Origin of the sequence: Desulfobacula sp. (genome assembly GCF_030145145.1) — a bacterium.
GTDB lineage: Bacteria > Desulfobacterota > Desulfobacteria > Desulfobacterales > Desulfobacteraceae > Desulfobacula.
On record NZ_JAQYWD010000015.1, the window covers coordinates 111,051 to 122,570 of the forward strand.

General features: G+C 44.0%; 12 protein-coding genes and 1 tRNA gene. 7 read left to right on the plus strand and 6 right to left on the minus strand.

Features of this window, described 5'->3' with window-relative positions; translation table 11 throughout:
- Window positions 1–20: 20 nt before the first annotated feature.
- Both fusA and Q1Q15_RS10500 read right to left on the minus strand, forming a co-directional pair.
- Complete coding sequence (gene fusA / locus Q1Q15_RS10495; protein WP_300459335.1) at window positions 21–2,048, minus strand: elongation factor G; 2,028 nt, start codon at window positions 2,046–2,048, stop codon at window positions 21–23.
- Window positions 2,045–2,587 carry a GerMN domain-containing protein gene (locus Q1Q15_RS10500; RefSeq protein WP_300459337.1) on the minus strand — a complete coding sequence of 181 codons (543 nt, stop codon included), beginning with the start codon at window positions 2,585–2,587 and terminating at the stop codon, window positions 2,045–2,047. The genes fusA and Q1Q15_RS10500 overlap by 4 nt, the downstream gene beginning before the upstream one ends.
- Window positions 2,588–2,762: 175 nt before the next feature.
- Here Q1Q15_RS10500 and Q1Q15_RS10505 point away from each other — a divergent pair, with 175 nt between their 5' ends.
- The 6 genes from Q1Q15_RS10505 to Q1Q15_RS10530 all read left to right on the plus strand — a co-directional run bounded on the left by Q1Q15_RS10505 (window position 2,763) and on the right by Q1Q15_RS10530 (window position 7,145).
- Window positions 2,763–3,134 (plus strand): DnaJ family domain-containing protein, encoded by a 372-nt coding sequence (locus Q1Q15_RS10505; protein WP_300459339.1) that lies wholly within the window; start codon window positions 2,763–2,765, stop codon window positions 3,132–3,134.
- Complete coding sequence (locus Q1Q15_RS10510) at window positions 3,131–3,622, plus strand: SHOCT domain-containing protein (RefSeq protein ID WP_300459341.1); 492 nt, start codon at window positions 3,131–3,133, stop codon at window positions 3,620–3,622. The genes Q1Q15_RS10505 and Q1Q15_RS10510 overlap by 4 nt, the downstream gene beginning before the upstream one ends.
- Before the next feature lie 14 nt (window positions 3,623–3,636).
- Window positions 3,637–4,596, plus strand: a complete 960-nt coding sequence (locus Q1Q15_RS10515; protein ID WP_300459343.1) for a D-alanine--D-alanine ligase — start codon at window positions 3,637–3,639, stop codon at window positions 4,594–4,596.
- Window positions 4,593–6,356 carry a phosphoribosylamine--glycine ligase gene (gene purD / locus Q1Q15_RS10520; protein ID WP_300459346.1) on the plus strand — a complete coding sequence of 588 codons (1,764 nt, stop codon included), beginning with the start codon at window positions 4,593–4,595 and terminating at the stop codon, window positions 6,354–6,356. Before Q1Q15_RS10515 ends, purD begins: the two co-directional genes overlap by 4 nt.
- Window positions 6,353–6,994, plus strand: coding sequence for an L-threonylcarbamoyladenylate synthase (locus Q1Q15_RS10525; protein ID WP_300459348.1), 642 nt, complete (start codon window positions 6,353–6,355; stop codon window positions 6,992–6,994). Before purD ends, Q1Q15_RS10525 begins: the two co-directional genes overlap by 4 nt.
- A 64-nt stretch (window positions 6,995–7,058) precedes the next feature.
- Window positions 7,059–7,145: transfer RNA gene (locus Q1Q15_RS10530), tRNA-Leu, on the plus strand.
- A gap of 230 nt (window positions 7,146–7,375) precedes the next feature.
- Here Q1Q15_RS10530 and Q1Q15_RS10535 read toward each other — a convergent pair.
- From Q1Q15_RS10535 to Q1Q15_RS10550, 4 genes are all read right to left on the minus strand, one after another.
- A complete protein-coding gene (locus Q1Q15_RS10535) occupies window positions 7,376–7,687 on the minus strand; it encodes a HigA family addiction module antitoxin (RefSeq protein WP_300459350.1) in 312 nt (103 codons plus the stop codon).
- Window positions 7,688–7,695: 8 nt separating this feature from the next.
- Window positions 7,696–7,995 (minus strand): type II toxin-antitoxin system RelE/ParE family toxin, encoded by a 300-nt coding sequence (locus Q1Q15_RS10540; protein ID WP_300459351.1) that lies wholly within the window; start codon window positions 7,993–7,995, stop codon window positions 7,696–7,698.
- Window positions 7,996–9,377: 1,382 nt separating this feature from the next.
- On the minus strand, window positions 9,378–9,800 hold the full coding sequence (locus Q1Q15_RS10545) for a nuclear transport factor 2 family protein (RefSeq protein ID WP_300459353.1): 423 nt from the start codon (window positions 9,798–9,800) through the stop codon (window positions 9,378–9,380).
- Between the two features lie 37 nt (window positions 9,801–9,837).
- Window positions 9,838–10,611: an SDR family oxidoreductase gene (locus Q1Q15_RS10550; protein WP_300459355.1), complete on the minus strand. Its 774-nt coding sequence runs from the start codon at window positions 10,609–10,611 to the stop codon at window positions 9,838–9,840.
- A gap of 422 nt (window positions 10,612–11,033) precedes the next feature.
- On the opposite strand from Q1Q15_RS10550, the gene Q1Q15_RS10555 reads away from it, so the two are divergent.
- A complete protein-coding gene (locus tag Q1Q15_RS10555) occupies window positions 11,034–11,456 on the plus strand; it encodes a hypothetical protein (RefSeq protein WP_300459357.1) in 423 nt (140 codons plus the stop codon).
- The last annotated feature ends 64 nt before the right edge of the window (window positions 11,457–11,520 follow it).

Sequence of the window (11,520 nt, forward strand, 5' to 3'; positions counted from 1 at the left end):
TGTATTGCCCCCCTGTGTCATCACACCTTGTCAAACCGGGAAAACTTCATGGAAAAGGTTCCCCTGCCCTGGCTGGCCGATCGAAGTGCCGTGGAATATCCAAACATTTTAGCCAGAGGCACAACGGCTTTTACGATCTGGATGCCGGCTTTTGAATTGATGGATTCCACTTTTCCCCCCCGGGCATTCAGATCCGATATGGCATCTCCCATGTGAGCATCCGGAACAAGCACCTCCACTTCCATGATCGGTTCAAGAAGACCTATAGAGGCATTATCCAACGCATCTTTACAGGCCATGGCAGCACATACGGAAAACCCAAGCTCGGAACTTCGTTCATCAAATTCCCCATCTTCAACCACAATGGCAATATCAACCAGGGGATACCCTTTGAGATATCCACCCTCCAGACTTTCCCGGATACCCTTTTCAATCGCCGGGATATATTGTTCAGGAATCTGATCCTCCCCGGCAGTGGATGCAAAGGTAATTCCCTCTCCTCGGTTCAACGGCACAAGGCGGATACCCACACGTGCATAATGAGCTTTTCCTGAAATTTCTCTTTCAAACACCGCACGGCCCGTTGTCTGGGCCGTCAGGATTTCCCGATAGACAACTTGTGGATTTCCCACATTTACATTGGTTTTAAACTCTTTCAACATTCTTGAAATGATAATCTCGAGATGAAGTTCCCCCATACCGGATAGAATTGTCTGACCGGTTTCCTCATCTTTTCTCACCGTTAAGGTCGGATCTTCAATGGTAAACTTTTCAAGAACACTGTCGATTTTTTCCTGGTCTGCATGGGTTTTGGGTTCAATGGCAATGGAAATGACAGGATCCGCATATTCCATTTTCTCCAGGAAAACAGGCGAATCCTGGGAACACAGGGTATCCCCCGTTCCAGACTCCTTAAGGCCGACAATCCCCACAATTTCACCTGCAGAAGCCTCATCTAACCGTTCTCTTTTGTTGGCATGCATTTGCAGAATCCTGGACAATTTTTCTTTTTTCTTCAAAAGGGGATTAAACACCTCCGATCCTGCCATTATTTTACCCGAATAGATCCTGGCAAAAGAAAGTTTCCGGCCTTCGATCATGGAAACTTTGAAAATCAACGCCGCAAGCGGGCCTTTTTTCCGGGGCAAAAATACCAGTTCATCCCCGGTTTCCGGATGGATGCCTTTAACGGGTGGAACATCCAGGGGACTGGGTAAATAAGCGGATATCCCATCCAGTAAGGGTTGAATACCTTTGTTTTTCAAAGCACTGCCACAAAAAACCGGAACAATCTGCCGTGAAATCGTAGCCGCCCGTATGGCAACCATCATCTCGTCAACGGGGATATCTTCTTCCGAAAGATATTTTTCCATTATCTCATCATTGACTTCCGATATGGCTTCCAGCAGTTTTTCCCGATACTCATCAGCGATCTGTTCAAATTCAGGCGCAATGTCATCTGTTGCATATTCTGCACCCTTGGTTTCATCATCCCAGGTGATCTGCTTCATGTGGACCAGATCGATGATTCCTGAAAACGTGTCTTCCGACCCCATGGGCAGTTGCAGCATCACAGGATTGGCCCTCAACGTTTCCCTGATGGAGTTGACGGCACCAAAAAAATCCGCACCGACCCTGTCCATTTTGTTAATAAACGCCATCCGGGGCACTGAATACCGATCTGCCTGTCGCCAGACAGTCTCTGACTGGGGTTCAACCCCCCCTACCGCACAGAAGACGCCAATGGCACCGTCCAGAACCCTCAAGGCCCGTTCCACTTCAACGGTAAAATCCACATGACCCGGTGTATCAATAATCTGGATAACCGACTGGTTCCATTTACAGGTGGTCACAGCAGAGGTAATGGTGATCCCCCGGTCCTGTTCATCCTGCATCCAGTCCATGACTGCTTCCCCATCATGAACCTCACCGATCTTATAGGATTTTCCGGTATAATAAAGAATCCGTTCCGTCACCGTAGTTTTACCCGCATCAATGTGGGCCATGATCCCGATATTTCTAAACTGGCTTATTTTTTTTTGGCTCATTTTACAATCAACATATTTGTTTGATAAAAATATTCAAGGTCGATATGACCGGCAAGGGTCATTGCATCCTTACCCTGAATCAGCAGCTTAACCCGTTTTATTTTTGGAATATTTAATGTTAAGGAATTTACCATTGAATACAGGGCCAACAGCTCTGACTGGGTATCCATATTGTCCAGCCGACCCTGTTTCAAATTCAGATCAACATATGCAGCACCTTCATCGGTAATAAAAAATGAATTGATGGTGGCATCTGCAGGCCAGGTTGGTTCAAGGGATGGCAATGATGGGCCGGCAATCAGTGTTTTAATAATTTCCCGGCCCAGCTGGTGCGAATCCAGTGTGGCGGCAAACCTGATTTTCACCGATTTCAATGCAGTCTTCTGTTTGTCTGCATAATACACAAAGCCCTCAAAAAGGTCTTCATATGCCGGCATCGGCTTTGCTACCATATCATTTCCGGCCACACAGATACTGAGCAGCATAAAAAAAATCAGAAAAACAATTAGAACAATCCTTCTTTTTTGCTCGGATTTCATGCATCAGCTCTTGATAAATTTTACCATTAAAATGATATCTGATACAGTATTGCCTATTCCGTGTCAAGAAAATATCCCTTGCAAATCACTTAAGGGTTTAATAAAATCAAAAGCCTAATAAAATGGGATGCCCAAATATTTGACCTTTAATTATTTTCAGGAGTGACTATATTTTATGATTCCAGGATTTGAAGCAATTGTTGAACAACGGATAAAAAAAGCACAGAAAGAAGGGGAATTTGATAATCTGGAAGGGGCCAACAAGCCGTTAAAATTTGAGGACCAGCATGTTCCTGAAGAGTTACGTCTTGCGCACAAAATACTGAAAAATTCAGGATTTCTTCCACCTGAACTTGACCTTAAAAAAAAGATCTCTCGGGTAGAACAATTACTGGATGCAGTCCACGTGGATTCCCCCGAAAGGCTTCCCATTCAAAAAAAATTGAACTATCTTATAACCAAACTAAATACCATAAGGGGAGACAGACAGTGTTCTGCCCTCTTGTCTGATGAATATCGAAACACTATTATTAAAAAGATCTCATGAATTTTAAAAACAAAGATAAAGACGGATTGTTCAGAAGTATTTTTACCGCTTATTTCATTCTGCTGCTACATGTTCTTTTGCTGGCCGGCGTAGGCGTCAGCATTATCTTGTTCAGAGGGGTATATCAATACCTCCCCTGGATAATGGGCAGTATCGGTATTTTAGTCCTGGCAATTGCCTGGGTGTTCTATAGACGGATGAAAAACAGCTCCACCGATATCAAAGACATCCTCTCCATGCCGGAATTCCAGGACAGGACCGTTGAAATCAAACTCCTTGGCGGACTTGCCTCTTTTAAAATCGCTGCAAAAGAAAACCATTCCCTGCGCATTGATCATCAACCGTTAGCGCATCCAAACAGTCGGCTCCTTGAGGATACTGTCCACAGGACCGAACGAAAGATTCTAGAGTTGACCGCCCTGTTCAGAAAGGATCTTATCACCCAGGAAGAATTTGAAAAGGCGAAACAAAACATTATCCAAGGATAAAACAGGAGGTTTCTATGGCGAAAATACGGTTGGCGCTTTTATCCGGTGGTGTCTCTTCAGAAAGAGCGGTTTCCCTTAACAGCGGCAAACAGGTATTTGAGGCCCTTGACAAAGACAAGTATGATATCACCCTGTATGATCCCAAAATCGATCTGAAACAGCTGATCATTAATGCAGAAAACATTGATGCCGCCCTGATCATCCTGCACGGTCCGTTTGGAGAAGATGGCACCGTCCAGGGACTTCTGGATCTGCTGGACATTCCTTACCAGGGTGCAGGCGTTCTAGGCAGTGCCATGGCCATGAACAAACTGGTGGCCAAAAGGCTGTATGATGCAGCCCAAATTCCCACGCCCCCGTACCTTTCGTTTTCCATGAACGAAAAAATTTCCTTATCAAAGGTCATAGAAACCCTGGGGTTACCACTGGTTGTCAAACCGGCCTGTGCCGGATCCAGTGTCGGCATGACCATTGTCAAGGACGCAGCAGACCTTGAAGCAGCGATTCGTCTGGGTTTTGACCATGATGACTGCATCCTCCTTGAAACATACCTCAAAGGGATTGAACTGACCTGTGGCGTTCTGGGAAATGATGAGCTGGAAGCATTGCCGGTCATTGAAATTCTTCCGGGTGAAGGCCATGAATTTTTCGACTACAAGGCGAAATATATACCCGGGGAAACCCAGGAAATCTGTCCTGCCCGCATTGATGACATAACCACAAAAAAAGTCCAGGCGCTTGCCATCAAAGCCCATCAAGCCCTTTTTCTGAAAGGATATTCCAGAACCGATCTGATCCTTCACGACACAGACGTATCCGTTCTTGAAACCAATACCATTCCGGGAATGACCGCAACCAGCCTTTACCCCCAGTCTGCACAGGTGGCAGGGTACACGTTTACCGAACTCTTAGATGAACTGATTCAATTGTCAATTAAAGAACATACAAAACAAAACCTAAGGAGAGCAAGATGAAAATTCTAGTCGTGGGTGGTGGTGGCCGTGAACATACACTGGTATGGAAAATATCAAAAAGCCCGATGGTGGAAAAGATCTATTGCGCTCCGGGAAACGCCGGTACCCAGACCCTTGCGGAATCAGTTCCCATCAATGCCGAAGATATTGAAGGTCTTGCTGCCTTTGCCCGGGAAAATGAGATTGATCTCACCGTGGTCGGCCCGGAAGGCCCCCTGGTAAATGGCATTGTTGATGTTTTTCAGGACATGGGCCTGGCCGTATTCGGTCCCAGCAGGGCCGCAGCAAGACTTGAAGGCAGCAAAGTGTTTTCCAAACGCCACATGCAAAAATACCATATCCCCTGTGCCCGGGGAAAAGCGTTCACAGATGCTGCCAAAGCCAAAGTCTATGCCAAATCCCTTGGTGCACCCTGCGTGGTCAAGGCCGACGGCCTGGCCGCAGGAAAAGGGGTGATCATCTGTTCCACCCTGGAAGAAGCCAATACGGCCATTGATGCCATGATCAATGACAATGCCTTTGGAGATGCCGGGGCCGTTGTGGTGGTGGAAGAATGCCTGAAAGGAGAAGAAGCCTCTTTTATTGTATTGACCGATGGAAAGACGGTTCTGGCGCTGCCGGAATCCCAGGATCATAAACGGATCTTTGATGATGATCAAGGCCCCAATACCGGCGGGATGGGTGCATATTCACCTGCACCGGTACTGGACCACCTGCTTCGTGAACGCGCCATGAAAGAGGTCATGATCCCGGCTGTACAGGGCATGGCCAAAGAAGGCACCCCGTTCAAGGGGGTCCTCTATGCCGGCCTTATGGTGGATAAAGACCAGATAAACGTCCTTGAATTTAACACACGATTGGGAGACCCTGAAACCCAGCCCATTCTCATGAGACTGGAAAATGACCTGGTGCCCTTGATGGAAGCCTGCTGTGACGGCACCCTGCACAATCATTCCACACAAATCGACCCGCGGGCGGCCGTGTGTGTGGTGGTGTCTTCCGGCGGTTATCCCGGCGCCTATGAAACAGGGGAAGAAATTTTCGGACTTGATGCGGCCAACGCCATTGAAGATACCGTTGTTTTTCATGCCGGTACAGCACTGAAAGACGGGAAGGTCGTGACATCCGGTGGTCGGGTCCTTGGGGTCACCTCCCTGGGAAAAACCGTTAAACAAGCCATTGACAGGGCATATGAAGCCTGTGAAAAATTGTCTTTTACCCAGCACTTCTATCGAAAAGATATCGGTGCCAAAGCGTTAACCCGCCTTTCCATCCCCCCCCGGGTGGGTATCATCATGGGAAGTGACTCTGATTTTCCAGTCATGGAAAATGCATTATCCCTGCTGAAAAAATTTGATATCCCCTACACGGTCACAGTGGCCTCGGCTCACAGAACCCCTGACAGGGCCGCTAAACTGGCCAGTGATGCCAAAAGAAAAGGGATTAAGGTTCTCATCTGCGGTGCCGGCCATGCCGCCCACCTGGCAGGAGTGATTGCTGCCCACACAACCCTTCCTGTTTTAGGGGTTCCCATCGATTCTTCGGCCCTCCAGGGCATGGATGCCTTGCTGGCCACGGTACAAATGCCCCCAGGAATTCCGGTGTCCACCATGGCCATCGGAAAATCAGGGGCGTATAATGCCGGTATTTCTGCGGCCCAGATCCTTGCGATCTCCGACCCTGTGATAGCGGAAAAACTGTTGACCTTTAAACAGGAGATGGCAGACAAGGTCAATAAAAAAGCACAATCGTTTGCATGATAAAACAAAAAATAGTCTCCATTGATCCTGTAATCCCGGCATCCGACACTATTCTCACCGCCGGAAAGATCCTCCGAAGCAATGGCATCGTGATCTTTCCGGCCAAATGTCTGTATGGGGTGGCAACCCGGGCATTGGATGAAAAAGCCGTTGAAGCCGTTTTTCACCTAAAACAGCGGCCCTTGAACAACCCGATCCTGGTCCTTATACCGGACAGTGCCCTGCTCCCGGACCTGGTCACATCCATTCCCCAAACGGCCCGGAAACTCATGGATGCCTTCTGGCCCGGCAACCTGACCCTGGTGTTTGAAGCCAAAAAGCATATCCCTGAACTTTTAACGGCCGGCACCGGAAAAATAGGGGTCAGACTGCCATTACATCCCGTTGCCAGGGCCCTTGTTGAATCCCTGGGATTTCCCATTACCGGGACCAGCGCCAACCTGTCGGGACAGAACAGTTGCCACCGGATCAGCCAGCTGGATGCCGCCATTATCCACCAGGCAGACCTGATACTGGACGCCGGCAGTTTAAAGGGCGGTGCCGGGTCAACCATTGTAGATGTAACAGGCTCCTGTAGTCATATTCTCCGGGAAGGAGAAGTTTCGGCAGACCAGATCAACCAGGTCCTGGCAATTTGATACCAAAACTTTCCATAATTTCATTGACAAAATTCATATTTTCCCTTAAAAATGAACAATTCCTGCCGGAGTGGTGGAATTGGTAGACGCAGAGGACTCAAAATCCTCCGGGCGCAAGCCCTTGCGAGTTCAAGTCTCGCCTCCGGTACCAGCTTTTAAAAAGGGTTTAGCCGTTTAACGGTTAAACCCTTTTTGTTTTTCGAAAAACCAACAAGAACTCATTTCATGTTAGCCATGAGGTTTTCCAATAGGTTTATAGAATTCATTTTGGTGATAATATCATCCTGATCCGTTCCGATATCAGGAAATTTGAATAGAATACACTAAGAGTTAGATAGAGCAGCCCATTATTAGTGCTGGTTTCACAATTTATTTTCAGAATCAAGCAAAGGCACTTCTGAGGGATCGGGCTTTTTCTATCCTGGCTTTTCGCTCAGGGTTATGTAGAACGTTCCATATGTCGATACGCCTTTGTAGATTTAACCAGAATTCTGGGGTGTTTTCAAATACTCTTGCCAACATCAAAGCAGTATCAACAGTTATTGCCCTTTTTCCCGTACACAGTTCATTGACTGTCCTGCGGCTTACCCCCATTGCATGAGCCACTTGTCCCTGAGTGATCTCCAGTGGTTTAAGATATTCCTCTGTGAGGATCTCTCCAACGTTTACCGGTTTACGCTTTGTAACAATCATTTTCTACCTCATGATTTATAATCATGGTTATCCAGATAAATATCTTCAGCTTCCCCTCTTAAGTCATTCCAGGTAAAAATCAACCGCCATTGTTTGTTCACCCTTATGGAATGTTTTCCTTTCAATGTCCCTATCAATTTCTCAAAATGGTTGCTTGGAGGACTCCGTAAATCTAAATCGCATGTTGCATCATCAATTATCTGCAACTTTCTGAAAAGAGCATCTCGAATTGAAGCTGGTAATTTTTTATGATTGACATCGTCGACAAAAAAGTTCTGGAGCCATTTGTGTCGAAAATTTGCAATCATAGTTACACAGTAACACTCTTGGTTACATTGGTCAAGTTATACAGCATCAAGCTAAATTTATGCTGTGCCTAAATTGTGCCCGTCAAGGTCAAGCAGTTACAAATAAAACCAACCGAAACCAAAAGTAAGGCTCCGAAAGGTCCATCAGTTAAGGATTTGAAAAAACTAAAAATTCTGATTTGGTACAAAAGGAACTCAAAATCCTCCGGGCGCAAGCCCTTGCGAGTTCAAGTCTCGCCTCCGGTACCAGCTTCTAAGAAGGGTTTAGCCGTTTTCGGTTAAACCCTTCTTGTTTTGTACCTTCCCTCTAACAACCCAATAGCAACCTCAAATAGAAAAATTTAAGCTTGGCTCAGCTTTTAAACCCTATGTGCAAAAGGGGCAAAATATACAAAAGGCCAATAAAAAAACCGGCCAAAGACATGACCGGCATATTTTGCTCCTGACATTGCATAGAATTATTTTTTAAAGATGATACTACAACCCGGGGTCCACGTCAGACAAAAAAAAACAGAAACACTTTCAATCCATCTTATCATCCTCTTCAAAAAGGATACGATCGTCAAACTGTTTTTCCAGCTCATACCAATTGACATCAGCGTTAAAGATATCCAGTAATGGGGTTCAGTTTGTTATGAGAGCAAGCTTACCCAACACGAGATTAAAGCTCATTCAGGCGGTATCCTGGTCCATGCCAAACTTAGAACCGGCAAAAGAATCTGCTGCATCAGCCCCGGCTTTGTCCTCTCATTCCTCAGCTATGTGTTCTGAACCGATATATCGGTTATTTTGGAAATGATGATAGCCCAGGAAGCGTCGATGTGGTCACTACTGTCAATATCTGCTGCTATTAACAGGGCTAACCTAACGATAAGGATGTGATGATTTTTTATAAAAATGCCAGTGATCGTTGTTGGTTTCCCGCCGAAACCCCATATAAATAGATAGTCAGGGGACACTTTTCCTTTAACACAAAAGCTGGATCAGGAAAGAAATATTCAGAAAATCGGGTATCAATTATAATAGAAAAACAGACTACATTGAGGCTCTGTCTGAGGTGTAGAATATCATCGAGCCCTGAATAACACCCCAATATTCATTGAGCATTATTTTACACTCCTCCAAACGGTCATGTTTCCATGAGCGTGTTATGATACTTTCTCCGGATTTACCGTTTACCGGAGAACGTTGATTGATTTTTAATCCGGTGTATTTATATCCGCTCCTCTGGATATGTCCTGTAGCAATCGTATTGCATCGTTTGAGTTTATAACTGGCGAATAGAAGGAATTGGAAAATGGGCAGTCGATATATTGTGCTATGATGAATAAAATGGCCGATTTAATTTTGACTCAGTGCCTAACTGTTATTGATATAGCCAGTTATTCACCCCAGGCTTTTTTTAGTTCTTCATCCGTGGTGAAGATATAATCTTTCGCATAGGTTGCCTTCCCAAACTTTAGAGTAATAACGGTCACACCACTAACTTGAACTTTATCACCGTTTTTGTTTATATTTTCCTCGAGCCATTCAACAGTGACAACATTAGTACCTACAAAATCAATTATGTTTTTTACACAAACATTTTTAAGAGTTATATTGAAGGTTGGGAATTGTTCGAAAAGTTTCTGGAAAAATTCTTTTATTGCTTTCTTGCCCTTGAATTCTCCACCCGCACCGATATTGCCCGGGTAGATAAAAGTTGATTCATCGTGCCAGTTTGCGAGGAAGCTATCTATATCTTTTCTGTTTAGCAAGTCGTAAGAAGAAGTAACTTTACTTTTTGCAATCAATGCTCCAATCATGTCTTCTCTCCTTTACAATTATGGGTAGTGATAATTATTATTGATTTAAATAACGGGTTATTAAAACCAAAAGAGAGCGTGGGGTTAGTCGTGTACTAAAAGCCAGAATTTTATTCATGATACCTGGGATTATTACTTTCTTTTTATTCATCAATCCTGCGAATCCAATCTCAGCAACTTCAGCAGCAGTCATAACCCACGGTACGTTGAGGAGCTTAGTATGGTTCATCTCAGCTCGCTCACCAAATTCAGTATGGGTAGGTCCAGGGCATAGAGCGGAGACATCGACACCATATTTTGCAAACTCATTTCTGATGCCTTCAGAAAATAACAGCACATATGCCTTTGATGCGTAATAAGTGCTCATAAAAGGGCCAGCCAGAAAAGCTGCCGTTGAAGCGACATTAAGAATCTGGCCAGATCGCCTTTTCACCATATCTGCACCGAACAATTTGGATAATATGGTAAGCGATGTGATGTTAAGTTGTATTAGCTCCATCTGTTTGTCTTTATTAATATCAACGAATTTTCCATTAAGTCCAAATCCTGCGTTGTTGACAAGCACAGTAATTTCGATGCCACCTGCAACGATTTCATCGTAAAGTTCTTGAGGGGCAGTGGATTGTGATAAGTCTTTTGATATCACCTTAGCTTGAATGCCATGTTTACTTTCCAATTCCTTGGCGTTAGCTTTAAGTTTTTTTTGGGTTCTTGAAACCAGCACAAGATTGTAACCGTTTCTTGCGAAAATTTTACTTAATTCAAAACCAATCCCGACTGATGCACCGGTAATCAAAGCAGTTTTATTCATAATTAATGGCTCTCCTTAGTTCATAATTAAAGTGCTTTGTCCAAGGTTGAGTTTTTGAATATGGAGATAGATTATTAGAACATATTAGAAGTCGTTGGCTTGGATTATTTTCCTATAGCAACACTATGAAATATTGTAAAGTGTTTAATTCATAGTGTTGACTTAATGGTATATACAGGCACGAGTAAAAAATAAAATTGAGTGAGGACTTCCAAAACAACTATCGGGGGTTGGGCTTCAAGGCGCATGTGCAGACTACTCCAATATAATTTAATGAAAGGTTTTGCTAATTTGATTGTGAGTTCTTTTGTATATGTGGAATTAAAAATGCTGATTGAAAACATGTTTTTATTTTGATAATTGAAAAATATTATTTTTCATACAAAGATATCTCATCCCAAAAAGAAAGAATCGAGTTTAAAATGTTTTTTAAAGATGAAAATGATTTTTCCCTTTTCCCAAAATGTTTATTTATGATCTCCATTATTAGTGCAAGTTTATTGGCTGGCTATTTAATGTTTAAAAATGTTAACGAACTGATTCCCTGCTTAAAACCATATGCAATAAATGGTGATTATACCCGCCAGGTTGTTCTTATATTTTGTTTATTTTTCTATGTTTCGAGATTGTTTATCACGGTATTTGTTTTCTTGAAACGCAAAATGGCTTGGAGTGAAATGCTCATCGTTTCAGGGTTGATGTCGTTTGCCTTATTCTCTTTTGCCAAAGTTGGGGGCAGCAGCAATCAACCAGTTGGGATTTTCGATTATTTTAACATTCTTTATCAGATGTCAATTACTTTGTCCGGTTCGCGTCAATTATCTTGGCCGGTTTTTTTATATTAATAAATGTTTTTTGAGTGCATAAATTCTATTCCCTTTTTGTTACTATTTTTAATTTTAACAGACC